Genomic DNA, 18,729 nt, shown 5'->3' on the forward strand with positions numbered 1-18,729 from the left:
GCCGCCGGGCCGCCCGTGGGCCGGGCGCCCCACGTCATCGGCCCGCGGCGGAGCGGCGGCGGCGCGCCGTGGCGTCGATGCTCGCGGCGAGCAGCAGCACGATCCCGGTGATGAGGAAGTTGAGGTACGCCTTCGTCCCCAGCAGGCCGAGGCCGTTGTCGATGATCGCGATGACGAGGCCGCCGAGGACCGCGTCGCGCGCCCGGCCGCGGCCGCCGAACAGGCTCGTCCCGCCGATGACCGCCGCGCCGACCGCGTACAGCAGCGTGTTGCCGCCGCCGGAGTCGGTCGCGACCGAGTTCAGCCGGGACGCGGCCACGACGCCGCTGATCGCGGCGAGCGCGGAGGAGATCATGAACGCGGAGACCTTGATGCGGGTGACGTTGATCCCGGCGCGGCGCGCGGCCTCGGCGTTGCCGCCGACGGCGTAGATGTGCCGGCCGAAGGACGTCCGCCCGAGGACGAAGGTGCAGATGATCAGCAGCACCGCGACGAGCGGCACGCCCCACGGGATGCCCGCGAGGGTGACCAGCGGGCTCGGCGCGCGGTCCCGGCTGAGCAGGTACGTGCCGGCCAGCAGGACGACCGCGACGACGGCGACGCGGGCCGCGACCAGTTCGACCGGGCTGCCGGTCAGGCCGCGCGAGCGCTTGCGCTGCCAGCGCAGGAACTGGGAGAGCCCGTAGCCGAGGGCGCACACGACGGCCGCCGCCCAGCCCAGCCAGATCGGCATGTTCTTGTTGGCGAGCGCGACGATGACGTCGTCGTGGACGGGGACGGTGCCGCCCTCGCCGATCAGCCGCAGCGTGACGCCCTGGAGGCCGAGGAAGAACGCGAGGCTGACGACGAACGACGGTATGCGGACCACCGAGACGAGCCAGCCGAGCACCGCGCCGACCACGATCCCGATCGCGACGGCGGCCAGGACCGCGACGTACCAGGGCTGCCCGGAGTCGACGATCAGCTTGGCCATCACGGCGGCGCACACGCCGCTGGTGACGCCCGCGGACAGGTCGATCTCGCCGAGCAGCAGGACGAAGACCAGGCCCATCGCCAGGATCGTGACGGGCAGTGCCTGCGTGCAGAGGTTGGCGATGTTGCCCTTGCTCAGGAACGTCTCGGGCCGCAGCGCGGTGAACAGGACGACCAGTCCGGCGAGCCCGAGGATCGCGGGGATCGCCCCGAGGTCGCCCGACCGCACCCGCAGCCAGTAGTCCCCGACCGCCGAGCGGACGTCCAGGTCGCGCCGGTCGGCGGCGAAGTCGGAGTCGGCGAGCTTCACGCCGGGCTCCTTGCTCGTGGGGATGTCAGTGGACATCGCGTCCCCCATCAGATGGTCTCGGCGGCGGCGGCCGGGGCGAGCCCGAGGTCGCCCGACCGGCCGGCGGTGATCAGCTCGACGACCTGCCCGGTCGTCACGTCCTCGCGCCGGACCTCCGCCGCGACGCGGCCGAGGTAGAGCGCGGTGATCCGGTCGGCCACCTCGAACACGTCGATCATGTTGTGCGAGATGAGCGCGACGGCGTGGCCGGTGTCGGCCAGCCGCCGGACGAGGTCGAGGACCTGCCGGGTCTGGGCGACGCCGAGCGCGGCGGTGGGCTCGTCCAGGATGACGACCTTGGAGTCCCACAGCGCGGCCTTGGCGATGGCGACGGTCTGCCGCTGCCCGCCGGACAGGCTCGCGACCTGCTGGCGGACGGACTTGACGGTCCGGACCGAGAGGCGCGCGAGGGTCTCCCGCGCGGCCTCCTCCATCGAGTCCTCGTCGAGGACCAGGCCCCGGGTGCGCTCGCGGCCGAGGAACATGTTCTGGACGATGTCCAGATTGTCGGCCAATGCGAGGTCCTGGTACACCACCTCGATGCCGAGCTCCGCGGCGTCGCGCGGGCTGCCGATCTCGACGGCGCGGCCGTCGAACTCGATGCGGCCGCCGTCGACCGGGTGGATGCCGGCGATGCACTTGATCAGGGTGGACTTGCCCGCGCCGTTGTCGCCGACGAGGGCCATCACCTCACCCTTGCGCAGCGTGAAGTCCACGTCGTGCAGGACGTGGACGGGGCCGAAGCTCTTGTTGATTCCGGCCAGGCGCAGGACGGGTTCGCCGTTCTCTGCCACGGAGCCTCCTTGCGGTCCGGTGGCCCCGGCGGCGGCGGTCCGAGAGCGCCGCCGCCGGGGCCGGGCGGGGGTCGTTCGCCGGTGGGCGCGGGCGGGCGCGCTCACCGGCGGTTCGTCACTGGATGCCGGCGTCGGCGCACTTCTTGGCGTACGCGCCCTTGCAGAGGTCGGCCTTGTTGACGAAGCCGTCGTCGACGACCTGCTTCACGTTGTCCTTGAAGACGCCGATCGGGTCGAGCAGCACCGAGGGGACGTCGCGCTTGCCCTGCGCGTCGTTGGTGGTGCCGTTGGTCGCGGCCTTCTCGCCCTTCAGGACCGACAGCGCGAGCTTGGCGGCGGCGTCGGCCTCCTGCTTGACCGGCTTGTAGACCGTCATGCACTGGGTGCCGTCGAGGATGTTCTGCAGGCCCTGGAGGCTGGCGTCCTGGCCGGTGACCGGGACCTTGCCCGCCTCGTCGTTCTTCTTCAGGATCGAGATCGCGGAGTTGCCGACGCCGTCGTTGGCGGCGAGCACGCCGTCGATCTTGCCCTTCTGCTGGGTCCACATCTGCTCGAAGATCGTGGCGGCCTTCTGGTTGTCCCAGTCGGGGACGGCCTGCTCGGCGACCTTGGTGTAGTTCGGGACCTTGTCCAGGACGCTGTGCGCGCCCTGGGCGAAGAGCGTCGCGTTGTTGTCCGTCGGCGCGCCGTTCAGGTAGGCGATGTTGGCCTTCTTGTCGCCGAGGCACTTCTGGAGGCCCTTGCCGAGCTCCTGGCCGACCTTCACGTTGTCGAAGGACACGTAGTAGTCGGACACGCCGCCGAGGGTCAGGCGGTCGTAGTCGATCGTCTTGACGCCCTGGGTCTGCGCCTTGCGCTGGACCGCGGCGGCCGAGTTGGAGTCCAGGCCGTCCACGATGAGGACGGTCACGCCGCCGGTGATCATCTGGTCGGCGATGGTCTGGAACCGCTGGGTGGAGCCCTCGGCGTTCTGGATGTCGTACTTGACGCCCGCGGCCTTGAAGGCCTGCTCCAGGAACGGCCGGTCGAAGCTCTCGTAGCGGACCGAGGACTTGGTGTCCGGGAGGATCACGCCGATCTTGCCCTTGGCGGTGTCGCCCGAGCCCGACCCGGAGCCGGAATCGTCGTCGCCGCCGCACGCCGTGAGGGACATGGCCGCCGCCACGGAGACGGCCGCGAAACCGAGGATGGCCTTGCGCATGAGGCCGGGTCCTTTCTGAGGGGCTGGCCGCGGGAGGGCGGCCGGGAGGGTGGGTATGCCGGTGATCGAGATCACAACGACTGAATGTTGTACCCGGCAACATATGTCGGCCGGACGCGGATTGCCAGCCCCGGACCGGGCAGATTTGTTGTCCGCAGTAACAATCCCGTAACGCGGGCTTCACCTGCGCGAGGGACGGGACCGGTAGCGGGACGCGGTCGCAGCCAGGCAGAACGCGGCGGCCGGGCGGCAGGCCGCGACGGCGGCCATATGTTCGGGAATCCAACTTTTCCCGGTGCGCCAGGCCCCGCGCGGCGCGCGCGGGCGGCCGGGCGGCCGGGCCCGCGGCGGACCGGACGGCGGGGCGCGCGGGCGGCGCGGGACGGCCCTTCCGGAGGGTGGCGGGACCGGGACGGAATGTGAGCAACGCCACGCCGCGCGGCGGCGGGCCAGGGGTCAGCCAGTGGTGATCATGCGATTCCCCGGAACGGCCCGGAACGGGACCCGCATGATCACGTCGTTCACTGGACGGCGAGCACGCGCGCGACCCGTTCCGCCGCGCCGGCGACGTCGGCCGCGGGCGCGATGCGCTCGGCCCACGACCACCAGAACCACCAGCCGTCGGCGCCCTCCTCGGCGAGGATGTTCTCCGAGAGGGCGGCCGCGTCCGGGTTGGTCACGTGCAGGCTCGGCGCCTGGTCGCGGGGCAGCGTGACGCGCACGCGGAAGCCCCGGCCGGCCAGTTCGGCGCCGAGCGTCTCCAGATACTCCATCCGCGACTTGAGCAGCGCGGCTGTTCCCGTTTCGTCAGGCGTCATCCTTCGCTCCCGTGGAATCCGCATGGCCCGACGAGGGTTCAGCCTTCCCCGTCGCCGGGCGGCGCGCAAGCACTTCCGCCAGGTCAGCGGGGTGATTGTGGCGGAATCGGGGAACGCGCGGCGGCGATCCGTTCGATTCGGTGCGGTTCGCGGTAGGTTGCGCGTACCGACAGAGGGAGGAGGGTGCCGCGATGCCCGTGGGCGCAGGCGCGAACCCGGAGTGGACCCGGCCCGACCAGCAACTGCCGTCCAGGCCCGCGGGACCCCCGCCCGCCGAACCCGCCGCCCCGGCGTACCCGGAGCCGCCCGCCTATCCCGAGGCCCCCGGTTCCCCCGGCGCGGCGGCGGGCGGGCGCGGTCCGGCGGCCTGGCACCGGTTCCACTACCCGATCGCGGTGTTCCTCGCCGCGTTCGCCGTCAGCGCGCTGGCCGTCACGGCGCTGGACGTGTCCGGGCGGCGCGCCGACCTCGCGGACTACGTCGGGTCGGGGCTCGGGCTCCCCGCGCTCGTCGCGGTGAAGCTCGTGCAGTTCGCGCTGCTCGTCGTCACCGCCGCCGCGCTGGCCCGGCGGCGCGACGTGTGGCTGCTGCCGGTCCTCGCGGGCTGGGCGGTCGGGTACCTGGCGTTCGCGGCGCTCGGCGTCGTGCGCGGGGAGTGGGTCGGCGTCGGGGTTCGGCTGGTGTACCTGGCCGGGTTCGCGGCGCTGCTCATGGCGTCGTACAACCTCAGCGTGAAGGCGCGCGCCGCCGCCGGGCGGCCGGTGCCGTCCGGGAACACGCGGGAGATCGCCGTCGCGGCGATGGAGCGGCTGCACGTCCGCCGCGCGACCGCGCCGCAGCCGCTGCCGCAGCCCGTGCCGGAACCCGTGCCCGCTCCGCGCGCCGCCGAGCCGGAGCCCGCGCCCGAGGACCGGACGGTGCCGCACGAACTGCCCGTCCCGCCCCAGGCGCAGCCCGAGCCCGTGCGCGCGGAACCCGTGCAGCCCGAGCCGGTGCGCGCGGAACCCGCGCGGCCCGAGCCTGTGCAGCCCAAGCCAGCACGCGCTGAGCCCGTGCGCGCGAACGAGACGATCGTGGACGACGTGCGGGTGGAGGACGTCCGCACGGACGAGACCATCGTCGACACGGCCCGTCCGGAGGCGAAGAAGCCGCGCGCGGACGAGACGATCGTCGACGAGTCCCCGGTCGCGCCGAAGAAGCCCCGCCCGGCGGCGCCCGAGCGCCCCGGCCGCGCGCCGGACGCCGTGTTCGGCTCGCGCCCGGCGGACCCGAAGGAGACCGTCCCGCAGCCGCTCCCCGGCGAGACCTCGCGCGACGAGCCGAGCTGATCCCCGCTCAGCCGACGAGCCGCGCCACGGCCGTCATCGTGCCGGGCGGCACCTCGGTGAACCCGCCGTCGCGGACGGCCGCCGTCGAGCGCCGCACGTGCTCGTCCCACGGGACGCCGCGCACGACGCGGACGCGTGCGCCCGCGTCGAGCCACCGGCGGCGCGCCCGCGCCGGCAGCGCGCGCAGCAGCAGGTGCGCCGCGTGCCCGCACTGCGCGGCGGCCTTGCCGGTCGTCATCGTGACGGCCGGGTTCAGCGCGATCTCGGCGTAGGGCTCCGGCGGCGCGGGAGGCGGCTCGCCCGCCGCGAGGTCGAGCCCCGCGACCTGGAGCTTGGCGATCCGCGGCGGGACGTCCGCGACGGGTCCGGGCACGAACGCCCGCACCTGCGCGCCGTCCTCGTCCACGGTGACGCCGGGCAGCTCCTGCACGTCCGGCCACCGGACGCCGCGCGCCCGCCGCGCGACCTTGCGGATGCGCCGCGACTCCCACTCCCGCACCGCGTCGTGCCACGGGCCGTCGGCGGCGGCGCGCGGGTCGGCGAGCAGCCGGACGACGGCGGTCGCGGCGGCGGCGCACACCGCGCCGTGGTCGGGCGGATCGGACTTCTCTACGCGGACGACGAGCTGCATCGCCCACGGCGGATCGTCGCGCGGGTCGTATTCGGGACGCACGCGGGAAGTATTCCACCCGTCCGGAACGCGCCCCGTGACGGCCGCCACGGCGCGCTCGGACCCCCGAGGGAGGTGATCATGCCGTTCCCCGGTGGACAATGGTCGGGAGCAACGCGGCACGACGGGCCTTCCGGAGGAGGCGGCGGATGACGCGGAAGCGGCGGCACGACGAGGTGTTCCCGCCCGGGGCCGAGCGGTGACCGGGGCGGTGGCCGACGTCGTCCCGGGCGTCGGGACCTATTTCGTCGGCATCGACATCGCGCCCGGCCGGTACCGGTGCGCGGAGGCGCGCGGCGGCTGGTGGGTGCGGTTCGCGGGCGCGGGCGGCGGCGAGCCGGTCGGGTCGTGGCCGCTGCCCGCCGGGCCCGCCGAGGTGGAGATCTCCCCCACCGACTTCGCGTTCGAGACGCACGTCGCCAGCGAGTGGCGGCGGATCGGCGCGCCGCGCGGGGCCCCGGCGCGCGCGGCCGACGGGGAGGTCCGCCCGGTCGCCGACCCGGCGCTGCGCCCCGAGCTGGACCGGCTGGTCCGGCGGCGCCGCCCGGCGCGGTGGGCGGAGGCGCTGACGCTGCTGATCGCGGGCCTCGGCGCGTCCAGCGTCCTCGGGCACCTGTGGGTGGTGCCGATCCTGCTGTTCGGCGTGATCGCGTGGACGGTCCTGACGGGCGTCGCGCCGAACGCGCGGCGCGCCCGCGAGCTGCGCCGCCGCCGGGACCGGTACGTCCTGCCCGAGGACCTGGACGCCCCCGCGCGGGACCTGCTCGCCCGCGTGCAGCGCGCGATCGACACCGTCGAGGAGTCGATGGTGAACCGCGAGGGCCTGCTGGACTCGATCGACAACGCGGTGACGCTCCCCCGGCAGGAGTGGGAGATCGCGCAGGTCCTCGCGCGGCAGTCGCGGCTGCGCGCCCGCGACGCCGAGCGCGCCGGCGACGAGGTCCCCGAGGTCGAGGCGGCGCTGCGGCCGCTGCGCGCGAAGCTGGAGCTGTCGGTCCGGGCGGTGACGCGGCGCGTGGAGGCGCTGGAGCGGTACGCCGAGCGGGCGGTCGCGGCGGACGAGGCGCTGCGCGCGCAGCGGCGGCTGGAGGAGCTGACGCGCGACGCCCACGAGTACGACGCGCTGCTGGCCGACAGCGCGCGCGACGAGCTGGCCGTCCCGGCGATCGAGCGGCTGACCGAGCAGGGCGACGCGCTGGTGCGGGCGCTGCGCGAGCGGCTGGCCGCGGCGGCGGAGGCGGGCGGCGACCTGCCGCCGCCCGGACCGGCCCCGGAACCGCCCGGCGACTGATCCCCGCGCGGCGCGTACGGTGGAGCGGACGGGTCGACTGAGCAAGCGGTTGTGCGCGCGGCGACCGGCGCGACGGCATAATGAGAAGGTGACCACGACGAGCACGAACTCCGGAAAGCCCGGCGGGACCGCGGACACCGCCCCGCGCCGCCGCGGGCGCGGCGGGGCGGCCCTCGCCTCCGAGCGGCGCGAGCACCTCGTGCGGCTCGCGGCCGACCTCTTCGCCGAGAAGGGGTTCCAGGCCACGACGGTCCGCGACATCGCCAAGGAGGCCGGCATCCTGTCCGGCAGCCTCTACCACCACTTCGACTCCAAGGAGTCGATCGTGGACGAGATCCTCTCGGGGTTCTTCGAGGAGGTCATGGCGTCCTACCGGCGGGTCGTCGACGAGGGCGAGGACCCCCGCACGACGATCGCGGGCCTGGTGCGCGTCGCGTTCGGCACGCTGGAGCCGCACCGCGCGGCGATCACGGTGATGCAGAACGACTGGAGCTACCTCAAGGGCATGGAGCGCTTCGCGTACCTGACCCGCTCGGAGGACGAGGTCGAGGCCATGTGGGTCGAGACCATCCGCCGGGGCCAGGAGGACGGGCTGTTCCGCTCCGACATCGAGCCGAAGCTGACCTACCGGATGATCCGCGACACGGTGTGGGTCGCGGTGCGCTGGTTCCGGCCGGGCGGGCGGCTCGACGCGCAGGGCCTCGCGGACCACTACATCAAGGTCATGTTCGACGGGATCAACACGCACTGATCCGCGTCCGACCCGTTCCCCCCGGGTCCGTCCGCCGCGTTTCGCAGGGGTTTTTGCCCGAGCCGCCGTGCGCGGGCGACTTCGGAGTGAGATGGTGGCGTTCGTCACATTTCGCCGATCAGCGGTGACGTTTCCGGTCCGAGACGCGCTGTTACCAAGAGGCATACGGGGGAGGCGACATGACGGCTGAGCGGGACACCGCGGCCCAGGGCGAGCAGCCCTCCGCGGCGGCGACGGCGGCGGCGGTCCGGGGTCTGCAGGAGCAGTTCCCCGGCATTCGCGTCTGGTACGGCCGGGCGACCGGTTCGTGGTGGGCGCTGGTGCCGTCCGGCGGCGGGCCGCGCCTGCTGGAGGCGACCGCGCCGCAGGCGCTGCGGGACGCGATAGCGAACGCGCGCGCGGTCGGCTAGCGGCCGGGGTCAGGCGGCGGTGAGCACGGCGGCGCTGCCGTAGCTCCCGCCGAAGCCGGCGCAGAGCGCGACGCCCGCGCCGGGCACCTGGTTGACGCCCGTCCCCCGGAGCTGGCGGACGGCCTCGGCGACGTTGTTGAGGCCGTGGACGTACCCCTCCGAGAGCAGTCCGCCGTGCGGGTTGACCGGCACCGGTCCCGTCGCGGCGTGCCCCCGGTCGAGCAGGAACCCGCCGAGGTCGGGGCGGTCCACGAGGCCGAAGTCCTCGAGCTGGCGCGGGACGAGCCAGGTGTAGGCGTCGTAGAGCAGCGCCACGTCCACGTCGCGCGGCGTCATGCCGGCGGCCGCGTAGAGCGGCGCGGCGAGGTGGCCGGAGAAGATCCGGGTGACGTCGTCGGCGGTGTCCATCGTGGACGCGCCCGGCCCGCCGCCGCGCACGACCGCGTGGACGCGGGGCGCGTCCGGCGCGTCCGCGGCGGGGACGACGACGAGCGCGCACGCGCCGTCCGTCTCCTGGCAGCAGTCCGAGCGGCGCAGCGGTTCGGCGACCATGACGTCGTCGCGGTAGGCGGCGAGCGAGAGCGGGTCGCGGCGCAGCGCGCGCGGGTTCGCGGCGGCGTGCGCGCGGGACTGCGCGACGACCGCGTGGGTGTGCGCGTCCCCGAGGCCGGTGTCGTACAGGTAGCGTTGCCCGGCGAGCGCGAACTGGTGGACGGGCCCGGCCATGCCGTACGGGTGGGTGAACTGCTCCTCGGCCCCGTCGCCGAGGCGGAGGCCGAGCGCGTTCATGCGGCGGCCCGAGCGGCCGTTGAGCGCCCGGTAGACGAGGACGGAGCGGGCGAGTCCGGCGGTGACGAGCATCGCGGCGTCCGCGAGGACCGACGCGCTCTGCGTCCCGCCGCCGTGGATCTCGTTGTGCCAGCCGATCTCGCGCATCCCGAGTTCCCGGGCGAGGTAGAGGACGGGCGCGGAGTCCCCGAGGTGGTAGGTGAGGATCGCGTCGGGCCGGTCGAGCCCGGCGTCCGCGAGGGCGGTGCGGGACGCCTCGGCGGCGAGCGCGAGCGGCGTGCGGCCGGACTCGCGGGACGGGACCGTCATCCCGACCCCGGCCACCGCCGCGCGTCCGGAGAACCCCTGCCGTCCGCTCATGCCGTCCTCCGCCGGGATGCCCGGGATGCCCGACCGCCCGCCGGGGAGGGGGCGCGATCCGTCCCCGGCGGGCGGCGTCCGCGACGCCGAGGCCTGGCGCGGACCCGGCGTCGCTGGCGACGCTAACCCGGAACCGGGTATTAGACAAGCGCTTGCTAGGTTGGTTCAGATCGCGTACTGGACGGCGGCCCGCTCCGCGAGGATCGGCGTGATCAGCTCCTCGATGACCGCGCGGTGCTCCGGATGGTCGCGGTACACCAGGTAGTCCTCGCGGCTGTCGAAGTCCGCGACGACCGCGAACTCGTGGTTGCCCGGGTTGATCCCCGCGTCCAGGCCCGCCGCGTACGCCCGGATCTCCGGGATGACGCCGGTCAGCGCGCGCAGCCGCGCGGCGACCTCCTCCTGCTGGGCGACCGTCGTCCCCTCGACCCACCTGAACACCACGACATGCCGGAATCCGCTCATGGGGGCAACCGTAGCGAGGGCGGCCGGGCGGTCAGTCCGCCAGGCTCGCGGCGGTCACCGCGCCGAGTTCCCAGCAGCGCTCCAGGTCGTCGCGGGACGGCTCGCCGGTCACGACGGCCGGGGGCGCCGCCGCGCGCCAGCCGAGGCCGGTGGTGATCGACTCCAGGGCGCGCAGCGCGCCGGTCGCGTCGTTGTTGCCGTGCAGGTAGGCGGCGAACGGGCGGCGGGCCGTCGCCTCCAGGCACGGGTAGTAGACCTGGTCGAAGAAGTGCTTGAGCGCGCCCGAGAGGTAGCCGAGGTTCACCGGGGTGCCGAGCACGTAGCCGTCCGCCTCCAGCACGTCCACCGGCGACGCGGTGAGCGCGGGCCGGGCGACGACCTCCACGCCCTCGACGCCCTCGGCGGCCATGCCCGCGCGGACCGCCTCGAACAGCGCCTGGAGCGCGGGCGACGGGGTGTGGTGGACGATCAGCAGCCGTTTCACCGTCGCCACCCTAGCCGGGGGTCGTCCGCGCGTACCGGACCGCGCGTGCAACTTCAGCCTTTAGTAGGAGAACGGCATGAAATAACGTGCGAAAGAGGGAATGAGTTCCCAGAGATCTTGGTTGGACGCGGGCGGAGGTGTGTCTCGTGGATCAAGCGAAGCCGCCGGGGGCCGTCTGGCCGGTCGGAGCGGGGACCGGCGCGGTGGCGGTGCTGCTCGCGGTCCCGGCCGCGCCCGGCGCCCCGTGGTGGCTGCGGCGCGCGTCCGTGCTCGTCACCGGGGAGCCGCTGGGCCCCGCGCACGCCGTCGTCCTCGCGCTGGCGCTGCTGCTGGTCGCGCGCGGCGCGCTGCTGCGGCGGCGCGCGGCGCTGGTCGGGGTGATGACGCTGACCGGGCTCGGGATCGTCGCGGTGGTCTCCGGGGACGACGCGCTGTGGCGGCTGCCGCTGCTCGTCGCGATCCTCGTCGCGCTGTGGCTGCGGCGCGGCGACTACCCCGTCCGGCCGCACCACACGCGGGTGCGGGCGGCGGCGGTCGTCGGCGGCGGCCTGGTCGTCGTCGCGGCGGTCGGGTCGGTGGTGGTCGGCGGGGTGGCGCTCGGCAGCGTCGGCCGCGACGTGGCCACCGGGCTCGGCGCGACCGGCGCGCACATCGAGGGCGCGGCGTGGCTGCCCGGCGTCCTCGGGACGCTCGGCGGCGCGGGCCTGCTCGCGGTCATCGCGACGCTGCTCGCGCCCGACCCGGCGCCCGCGCCGGGCGACGAGCGCGAGCGCCGCGCGGTGGCGGTGCTCGTCGCGCACCCCGGCTCGGACACGCTCGCGCCGTTCGCGCTGCGCCGCGACAAGTCGTACGTGTTCAGCCCGGACGGCCGGGCCGCGATCGGCTACCGGGTGCTGTTCGGCATCGCGGCGGCGGGCGGCGACCCGATCGGCGACCCGGCGTCGCACCGCGCGGCGGTCGCGGCGTTCCTGGACCTGTGCCGGACGGCGGGCTGGCGGCCGGCGGTGCTGGGCGCGGGCGACCGCGAGGCGTGGGCGGGGATGCGCTCGATCGGCTACGGCGACGAGGTGATCCTGCGCCCGGCCGACTTCACGCTGTCGGGGCGCAAGATGCGCAACGTCCGGCAGGCGGTGCAGCGGTCGGCGAACGCGGGCGTCACCGTCGAGATCATGGACGAGCACGAGCTGGACGACGCGCTGCGCGAGAAGCTGCTGGCGGTGGCGCGGTCGTCGCTGGGGGGCGCGGCCGAGCGCGGCTTCTCGATGAACCTGGACGAGCTGCTGACCGGCCGCCACCCGGGCACGGTCGTCGCGGTCGCCTACGACCGCGACGGGGAGCCGGTCGGCTTCCAGCGGTACGCGCTGGCTGGCGACGCGATCAGCCTGGACGCGATGCGGCGGCTCCCGGACGGCCCGAACGGCGTCAACGAGCGGCTGATCGCGGCGATCGTGGAGTACGCGGAGAAGCACGGCCTGGCCGAGGTGTCGCTGAACTTCGCGGCGTTCCGCGAGCTGCTGGACACCGAGGACCGCAACCCGCTGGAGCGCGTCGGGTACCGGGCGCTGCACCTGCTGGACCCGTGGATCGCGGTCGAGTCGCTGTACCTGTTCAACCGCAAGTTCCGGCCGGAGTACCGGTCGCGCTGCCTGCTGTTCCGCTCGTGGGCGGACATCGTGCTGGTGGCGGCGGCGCTGCTGACGCTGGAGTTCGGGCGGACGCGCCCGGCGCACGTCGCGCCGGTCCCGGCGGCCGAGGCCGAGCCCGCCGGGCACCTCAAGCACCTGTAGCCGCGCTTTCTCCGCGAGCGCCCCGGACGGTTCGTCCGGGGCGCTCGCGCGTTCCCGAGCTGTTACGCTTCCCAAGCGAGCGCTTGGTAGATAAAGTTGGGGACGGGCGTCGCCGCCCCGCTGGAGAAGGAGCCCGAACCGTGGCCGACCACCCGATGAAGTTCTCGACCTTCCACCTCTTCCACCGCTTCGCCGGCCAGTCCGTGCGGGAGGTGTACGACTACCAGATCGAGATCGTCGAGCTGCTGGAGGAGCTGGGCTTCGACGGGGTGTGGGTCGCCGAGCACCACTTCCGCGACTACGGCGCGGTCCCCGACATCTTCGCGCTGCTGGCCAACCTCGCCGCGCGCACCGAGCGGCTGCGGCTCGGCACCGGGATCGTCGTGCTGCCGCTGCACAACCCGATCCACGTCGCCGAGCAGGCCGCGATGGTGGACGTGCTGTCGGGCGGGCGGCTCGACCTCGGCATCGGGCGCGGCTACCAGAGCATCGAGTTCGAGAACTTCGGGCTCGACCTGGCCGAGGCGCGCGACCGGTTCGACGAGTGCCTGGACGTCATCCTCGGCCTGTGGACGAAGGACGCCTTCGAGTACAAGGGCCGGTTCCACGAGACGCGCCGCCCGCTGACGCTCACGCCGCGCCCGGAGCAGCGCCCGCACCCGCCCGTCCACGTCGCGGCCGTCAGCCCGGAGACCGTGGAACGGTACGCGGCGCGCGGCCTGCCGATCCTCGCGGACCCCGCCGCGCCCTTCCGCAAGATCGCCCGGGCCGCGCAGACCTGGTACGAAACCGCTGCGGCCAACGGCGTCGACACCGCCGGGATCGAGCTGGTCGCGAGCCGGTCGGTGTACGTCGCGGCGACGAACGAGCAGGCCCGCGCCGACCAGGAGCGGTTCGAGGCGGGCTTCGACCGGTCGCGGATCTTCAACGTCGAGAGCGCGCCCGTCGACCGCGCCACCGGACGCGCCGCGAAGGGCTTCGAGTTCTACCAGGACCGCTACCTCAAGGGCGGGTCCGTGGACAACGACTTCCGCTGGGACCACCTGGAGGTCATCGGCGACCCGGAGCGGGTCATCGGCCAGGTGCAGGCGATCCGGGACATGGGATTCCGGAACCTCATGTGCGACTTCGGCTCGACCCGTCCGCTGCCGCTGGAGGACATGAAGCGGGTCCTGCGGTTCTTCGCGGCGGAGGTCATGCCGGCCTTCCGCTGACCCACCCCTAGGAGGCGCGATGTCCCCCGTCCACCGGCTCACCCTCAACGACGTCCTGGCCGAGCACCGGCGCGGGCGGCCGCTCGGCACCGCCGTGGTGGACGGCGGCGTCCGGCTGACCTATCCCGAGCTGGGCGCGCGCGTCGACCGCGCCGCCGCCGCGCTCGCCGCCGAGGGCGTCGGGCCCGGCGACCGGGTGCTGTGGCTCGGCCGCAACTCGTTCCTGGTCCTCGAACTGCTGCTGGCCGCCGGTCGGCTCGGCGCGGTGCTGTGCCCGGCGAACTGGCGGCAGTCCGCCGACGAGCTGGGCTTCGTGCTGGACGACCTCGCGCCGCGCGTCGTCGTCTGGGAGGAGCCGGCCGAGGCCAAGCCCGGTCCGGACGCGCGGTGGGTGCTCGCGGGCGAGGAGTACGAGGCATGGACGGCCGCCGCCGCGCCGCTGCCGGAGGACGGCCCGGTCACCGGGGACGTGCCCGTCCTCGCGCTCTACACGGCCGCGTTCGAGGGGCGCCCGAACGCGGCGCTGCTGTCGCACGACGCGCTGGTCGCGCACGCGATGTCGCTGCTGCACGTCCGGCGGATGGAGGACGGCTTCACCTACCTGGCGTGCGGGCCGCTGTTCCATGTCGGGACGGTGATGTTCGCGCTGGCGACGTTCCTGCTCGGCGGCACGCTCGTCGTCACGCCCGCGTTCGAGCCCGCCGAGGTCTGCCGGTTGATCGAGGCCGAGCGCTGCACGCAGGCTTTCCTGTTCGGCCCGATGATCGACGCGCTGGTCGAGGCGAACGCCGACGGCGCGTACGACCTGTCGTCGCTGCGGTTCGTCGCCCACTCCCCCGCGTGGGACGCGATGATCACGGTGGACGACAGCCCGTGGTGCGCGTCCGGAATGGGCGGATACGGGCAGACGGAGGTCGGCGGGATGCTGACGTTCCTCGGCCTCGGGATGGGCGGCGCGGGCTCGGCGGGGCGGCCGTCGCCGCTCGTCCACGTCCGAATCCTGGACCCGGACGGGAACGAGGTCCCGCCCGGCGAGACCGGCGAGATCTGCGCGCGCGGCCGCACGCTGTTCTCCGGCTACTGGAACCGGCCCGCGCTGAACGCGGCGAAGGCGGCGGGCGGCTGGCACCGCACCGGCGACCTCGGCCGCCGCGAGCCGGACGGGACGCTGACGTTCGTCGGCCCCCGGCTGCGCATGATCAAGTCGGCGAACGAGAACGTGTACCCGGCCGAGGTCGAGCGGGCGCTGAAGACGCATCCGGCCGTCGCGGACGCCGCCGTGATCGGGGCGCCGGACGAGCGGTTCGGGCAGTCCCCCAAGGCGGTCGTCGTCCTGGCCGAGGGCGCGTCCGCGACGCCGGAGCAGATCATCGAGCACGTGCGGAGCGAGATCGCGTCGTACAAGAAGCCGCGCGACGTCGTCTTCGCCGACGCGATCCCGAAGAAGGGCCGCACGCCCGACTACGACGCCCTGGACGCCGCGTACGGCGGGGGCGGGTACCCGGGCGTGTGACCCGGCCCCTACAGGACGGCGACCGGGGTGATCGGGCTGGCCGTGCCGCCCTCGATGCGCAGCGGCGCGGCGAGGAACAGGAAGTCGGTGCGGCCCGCCCCGGCCAGCTCCTCCAGCCACAGCATCTCCAGCAGCGGGACGCCGTGCCGCCACAGCAGGATCAGGTGCAGGTCGTCGGCCAGGTCCTCGTCGGCGAGCTGGCGGGCGTTCAGGCCGCCGACCGCCGCGTTGTCGCAGGCCACGACGGACACGTCGCGGGCGGCGAGCCAGCGGCCCGCGTCCGCCGACAGGCCCGGCTGGCCCGCCCAGTAGGCGTCCGGTCCCTCGTCGCGCCAGATCGTCGGCCAGCCGGTGCGGACGACCGCCGCGTCGCCGGGGCGGAGCTCGACGCCGCACGCCGCCAGGTCCGCGGCGCCGATCCGGTCGTCCGCCGCGAGCCGGTCGACGCCGCGCGCGGCGGGCACGTCGAACAGGACGCCGCGCGCGACGACCGGCCCGGCCTTGTCGATGCCGCAGCGGCCCGCGCCGTAGGAGCGGACGCGGTCGGCGGGGTGGCCGTTGTAGAGGACGTCGCCGGTCCACATGTGGCACAGCGCGTCCATGTGGGTGGTGGTGCCGTGCGGGGTGACGACGAGGGCGTCGTCGGCCATCCGCAGGCCCGCGCCGACCGGTTTCGTCCCGGCCGCGTAGTCGCCGCCGTCCACCGACATGAAGTGCTGCGGCAGCGGCCGGCCGCGCAGGTGCGGGACGGTCGTCGGCGCGGGCGAGGACGTCGCGCCGCGGATCGGCAGCGCGAGGTCCAGGACGCGGCCCTCCCGGACGCACCCGGCGGCGGCGCGGACGGCGTCGGGGGTGAGCAGGTTGAGCGCGCCGCGCTCGTCGTCGGCGCCCCACCGGTTCCAGTTGCCGGGTTCATCGAGCATGATTCGGTTTCACCTTCTCCAGAGAGGACGTGTACGGCGATGGCCGAGAGCGACGGTGTGGTCCAGGGGTCGTGCGATCCCGCGTTCGGCGCGGTGCGCGAGGCGTTCGAGGCGAACTTCGCGGCGGGCCGCGAGCTCGGCGCGGCGGTCGCGGTGTACGCGGGCGGCCGGAAGGTCGCGGACCTGTGGGGCGGGACGGCCGACCGCCGCACCGGCCGCGCGTGGGATGCCGGCACGCCGTGCTTCGCGTTCTCCTGCACCAAGGCGGTCACGGCCGCGGCGGCGCTGCTGCTGGCCGAGCGCGGCGTCTACGACGTGGACGGCCCGGTCACCGACTGGTGGCCGGAGTTCGGCGCGCACGGCAAGGACGGCGCGACCGCCGCGCACTTCCTGTCGCACCAGACGGGCCTGCCCGCGTTCGCGGGGCCGGTGAGCGCCGAGCAGGCCGCCGACGCCGACGCGACGTCCGCGCTGCTGGCCGCGCAGGAGCCGGAGTGGGAGCCCGGCACCGCGCACGGCTACCACCCGTTCACCTACGGCTGGCTGGCCGGGGAGATCGTGCGGCGGCTGGCGGGCGTCCCGGTCGGGGAGTTCGTCCGGCGCGAGTTCACCGGCGGGCTGGACCTGTGGATCGGTGCGCCGGACGACGTGATCGGACGGGCCGCCAGGCTCGCGCCGGGCGGCGCGGAGAACGCCGGGCCCGCGGTCCCGGTCGCGGACCGGGCGGTTCTCGACCGGCTGAACGCGGCGGCGGCCGATCCGGGCAGCACGCTCATCCGCGCGCTCGGCGGGCCGCAGCCCGGCAGGGGCGGGTTCAACAATCCGGTGGTGCTGCGGGCGGGCTGGCCGTCCGCCGGGATGGTCACGACGGCGGCGGGGCTGGCCGGGTTCTACCGGGACCTGGTCGCCGGGAAGATCGTCCGCCCGGAGACGCTGGCGGAGGCCGTCCGCCCGCGCGTGTACGGGCCGGACCGGACGCTCGTCGTGGACACATCGTTCGGGCTCGGGTTCCAGCGGCCCGCGGTGATGTTCGACGTCCCGGACGCGGCGCGCGCGACGGCGTTCGGGCACTCGGGCGCGGGCGGCTCCCTCGGCTACGCCGACCCGGCCGCCGACGTCGCCCTCGCCTACCTCCCGAACCGGATGGGCGCGCAGCTCTCCGGCGATCCCCGCGCCCGCGCGCTGCTCGACGCGCTCTACGCGTCCCTCGGCTGACGTCGCGGTCACTGCATCGTGATTCCGCCGCTGACGGACAGGGTCTGGCCGGTGATGTAGGACGCGCGGTCGGTGCAGAGGAACGCGACCAGGCCCGCGACGTCGTCGGGGCGGCCGATGCGGCGCAGCGGGATCTGCCGGGCGAGCTTGTCCAGCAGGCCGGGATGCCGCTCGGCGACGGCGCGGACCATCGGGGTGTCGGTCGGGCCGGGGCAGACGACGTTGCTCGTCACCCCGCCCGCCGCCGCCTCGCGGGCGAGGGTCTTGGCGAGGCCGAACAGGCCCGCCTTCGTCGCGGCGTACGCGCCCTCGCCGCCGGAGCCCGCGCGTGCGCCGTCCGACGAGACGAAGACCAGGCGGCCCCAGCCGCGCCCGGTCATGCCGGGCAGCAGGGCGCGGGTGAGCTGCATCGGCGCGCGCAGGTTGACGCGCCACATCAGGTCCCAGTTCGCGGGGTCGCTCTCGGTAAAGGGCTCGACGATGCTGACGCCCGCGTTGTGGATCAGGACGTCCACCGGGCCGACGTCGGCGGTGAACGCGTCGATGCTCGCGGCGTCCGCCAGGTCCACCTCGAACGCCGCGCCGCCGTGCTCGTCCGCGACGGCGCGGGCGGCGGCCGCGTCCCGGTCCGCGACGAGGACGCGTGCGCCGAGCGCGGCGAGGTCGGCGCAGATCGCGCGGCCGATGCCGCCCGCACCGCCGGTGACGAGCGCGGTCCGGCCGGTCAGCGAGAGCCCGTTCACGCGTTCTCCTGACGCCAGGCCGCGGCCAGTTCCGCGCTCGTGGCGCGGGCCGCGAGCGGCGCGACGGTGTGGGCGAGGACCGCGTCGCCGTACTCGGCGGGCGTCCCGGCGACGGCGTCGGTGAGGACGACGACGCGGTACCCGAGCGCGACGGCCTCCAGGCACAGGCCGGGGATGCCGAGGTTGAGCGACAGCCCCGCCGCGACGACCGTTTCGACGCGCAGCGACCGCAGCGTCTGGTCCAGCGACGTTCCGGTGAACGGCGTGAAGCCGTGGTAGCGCCGCGACTCCAGGTCGCCGGGCTCGAACAGGCCCGGGATGATCTCGGCGGCCCCGCTGCCCTCCAGCATGTGGCCGGGGTCGCGGAGCAGTCCCTTGATGAAGGCGCAGTTGTCGGTGTGGCTGCCCGCGCGGTCGGCGCGGAACGCGGCCGTGCAGTGGACGACGCGGACGCCCGCCGCGCGCGCCGTGCGGGCGGCGTCGGCCGCGTGCCCGACGACGCCGCGCTCGGCGCAGGTGCGGGTGAGGTCGGGGAACGTCGCGAGGTCCCCGGCGACGCCGCGCTGGAGCTCCATGAGGAGCAGCGCGGAGCGGCCGGGCGGGGCCAGGGTTCTCAGGTCGGTCGCCACCCCGCCACTGTACCTACCTAGCA

19 protein-coding genes are annotated in these 18,729 nt (G+C 74.7%); 8 read left to right on the plus strand and 11 right to left on the minus strand.

What is annotated here, in order from left to right; all coding sequences use genetic code 11:
- Nucleotides 1-34: 34 nt before the first annotated feature.
- The 4 genes from G339_RS0126285 to G339_RS0126300 all read right to left on the minus strand — a co-directional run bounded on the left by G339_RS0126285 (nt 35) and on the right by G339_RS0126300 (nt 4,134).
- Nucleotides 35-1,318 carry a sugar ABC transporter permease gene (locus G339_RS0126285; protein ID WP_026341793.1) on the minus strand — a complete coding sequence of 428 codons (1,284 nt, stop codon included), beginning with the start codon at nt 1,316-1,318 and terminating at the stop codon, nt 35-37.
- A gap of 11 nt (nt 1,319-1,329) precedes the next feature.
- Nucleotides 1,330-2,115 (minus strand): ATP-binding cassette domain-containing protein, encoded by a 786-nt coding sequence (locus G339_RS0126290; RefSeq protein WP_019634053.1) that lies wholly within the window; start codon nt 2,113-2,115, stop codon nt 1,330-1,332.
- A gap of 115 nt (nt 2,116-2,230) precedes the next feature.
- Complete coding sequence (locus tag G339_RS0126295) at nt 2,231-3,316, minus strand: sugar ABC transporter substrate-binding protein (RefSeq protein WP_019634054.1); 1,086 nt, start codon at nt 3,314-3,316, stop codon at nt 2,231-2,233.
- Between the two features lie 521 nt (nt 3,317-3,837).
- Nucleotides 3,838-4,134 carry a hypothetical protein gene (locus tag G339_RS0126300; protein WP_169514783.1) on the minus strand — a complete coding sequence of 99 codons (297 nt, stop codon included), beginning with the start codon at nt 4,132-4,134 and terminating at the stop codon, nt 3,838-3,840.
- A gap of 191 nt (nt 4,135-4,325) precedes the next feature.
- On the opposite strand from G339_RS0126300, the gene G339_RS0126305 reads away from it, so the two are divergent.
- Nucleotides 4,326-5,462 carry a hypothetical protein gene (locus G339_RS0126305; protein ID WP_019634056.1) on the plus strand — a complete coding sequence of 379 codons (1,137 nt, stop codon included), beginning with the start codon at nt 4,326-4,328 and terminating at the stop codon, nt 5,460-5,462.
- 7 nt (nt 5,463-5,469) lie between these two features.
- Here G339_RS0126305 and G339_RS0126310 read toward each other — a convergent pair whose 3' ends face one another.
- Nucleotides 5,470-6,135 carry a peptidyl-tRNA hydrolase gene (locus G339_RS0126310; RefSeq protein ID WP_019634057.1) on the minus strand — a complete coding sequence of 222 codons (666 nt, stop codon included), beginning with the start codon at nt 6,133-6,135 and terminating at the stop codon, nt 5,470-5,472.
- Nucleotides 6,136-6,331: 196 nt separating this feature from the next.
- Here G339_RS0126310 and G339_RS0126315 point away from each other — a divergent pair, with 196 nt between their 5' ends.
- The 3 genes from G339_RS0126315 (at nt 6,332) to G339_RS0126325 (ending at nt 8,584) form a co-directional block, all read left to right on the plus strand.
- The gene (locus tag G339_RS0126315) at nt 6,332-7,423 is read left to right on the plus strand and encodes a hypothetical protein (protein WP_026341795.1); all 1,092 of its coding nucleotides are present in this window, start codon (nt 6,332-6,334) and stop codon (nt 7,421-7,423) included.
- Nucleotides 7,424-7,511: 88 nt separating this feature from the next.
- A complete protein-coding gene (locus G339_RS0126320) occupies nt 7,512-8,174 on the plus strand; it encodes a TetR/AcrR family transcriptional regulator (RefSeq protein WP_019634058.1) in 663 nt (220 codons plus the stop codon).
- 179 nt (nt 8,175-8,353) lie between these two features.
- A complete protein-coding gene (locus G339_RS0126325; protein ID WP_019634059.1) occupies nt 8,354-8,584 on the plus strand; it encodes a hypothetical protein in 231 nt (76 codons plus the stop codon).
- Between the two features lie 9 nt (nt 8,585-8,593).
- Here G339_RS0126325 and G339_RS0126330 read toward each other — a convergent pair whose 3' ends face one another.
- The 3 genes from G339_RS0126330 to G339_RS0126340 form a co-directional block, all read right to left on the minus strand.
- Nucleotides 8,594-9,733, minus strand: coding sequence for a thiolase C-terminal domain-containing protein (locus G339_RS0126330; RefSeq protein WP_019634060.1), 1,140 nt, complete (start codon nt 9,731-9,733; stop codon nt 8,594-8,596).
- Nucleotides 9,734-9,898: 165 nt separating this feature from the next.
- On the minus strand, nt 9,899-10,198 hold the full coding sequence (locus tag G339_RS0126335) for a Dabb family protein (RefSeq protein WP_026341796.1): 300 nt from the start codon (nt 10,196-10,198) through the stop codon (nt 9,899-9,901).
- A gap of 31 nt (nt 10,199-10,229) precedes the next feature.
- Nucleotides 10,230-10,682 carry a flavodoxin family protein gene (locus G339_RS0126340; RefSeq protein WP_033324403.1) on the minus strand — a complete coding sequence of 151 codons (453 nt, stop codon included), beginning with the start codon at nt 10,680-10,682 and terminating at the stop codon, nt 10,230-10,232.
- A gap of 146 nt (nt 10,683-10,828) precedes the next feature.
- Here G339_RS0126340 and G339_RS37130 point away from each other — a divergent pair, with 146 nt between their 5' ends.
- The 3 genes from G339_RS37130 to G339_RS0126355 all read left to right on the plus strand — a co-directional run bounded on the left by G339_RS37130 (nt 10,829) and on the right by G339_RS0126355 (nt 15,196).
- On the plus strand, nt 10,829-12,469 hold the full coding sequence (locus G339_RS37130; RefSeq protein WP_019634063.1) for a bifunctional lysylphosphatidylglycerol flippase/synthetase MprF: 1,641 nt from the start codon (nt 10,829-10,831) through the stop codon (nt 12,467-12,469).
- A 155-nt stretch (nt 12,470-12,624) separates the two neighbouring features.
- Complete coding sequence (locus G339_RS0126350; protein ID WP_026341797.1) at nt 12,625-13,683, plus strand: LLM class flavin-dependent oxidoreductase; 1,059 nt, start codon at nt 12,625-12,627, stop codon at nt 13,681-13,683.
- A 19-nt stretch (nt 13,684-13,702) separates the two neighbouring features.
- On the plus strand, nt 13,703-15,196 hold the full coding sequence (locus G339_RS0126355) for an AMP-binding protein (RefSeq protein WP_019634065.1): 1,494 nt from the start codon (nt 13,703-13,705) through the stop codon (nt 15,194-15,196).
- 8 nt (nt 15,197-15,204) lie between these two features.
- Here G339_RS0126355 and G339_RS0126360 read toward each other — a convergent pair whose 3' ends face one another.
- Complete coding sequence (locus tag G339_RS0126360) at nt 15,205-16,119, minus strand: cyclase family protein (RefSeq protein WP_019634066.1); 915 nt, start codon at nt 16,117-16,119, stop codon at nt 15,205-15,207.
- Nucleotides 16,120-16,158: 39 nt separating this feature from the next.
- Here G339_RS0126360 and G339_RS0126365 point away from each other — a divergent pair, with 39 nt between their 5' ends.
- On the plus strand, nt 16,159-17,334 hold the full coding sequence (locus G339_RS0126365) for a serine hydrolase domain-containing protein (RefSeq protein WP_019634067.1): 1,176 nt from the start codon (nt 16,159-16,161) through the stop codon (nt 17,332-17,334).
- 8 nt (nt 17,335-17,342) lie between these two features.
- On the opposite strand, the gene G339_RS0126370 is transcribed toward G339_RS0126365, so the two are convergent.
- Together G339_RS0126370 and G339_RS0126375 are read right to left on the minus strand one after the other, a co-directional pair.
- Entirely contained in the window at nt 17,343-18,077 is a 735-nt protein-coding gene (locus G339_RS0126370; protein ID WP_019634068.1) for an SDR family NAD(P)-dependent oxidoreductase, read from the minus strand.
- Nucleotides 18,074-18,706 carry an isochorismatase family protein gene (locus tag G339_RS0126375; protein WP_019634069.1) on the minus strand — a complete coding sequence of 211 codons (633 nt, stop codon included), beginning with the start codon at nt 18,704-18,706 and terminating at the stop codon, nt 18,074-18,076. Before G339_RS0126375 ends, G339_RS0126370 begins: the two co-directional genes overlap by 4 nt.
- Nucleotides 18,707-18,729 lie beyond the last annotated feature (23 nt).

The organism is Actinomadura atramentaria DSM 43919, from assembly GCF_000381885.1.
GTDB lineage: Bacteria > Actinomycetota > Actinomycetes > Streptosporangiales > Streptosporangiaceae > Spirillospora > Spirillospora atramentaria.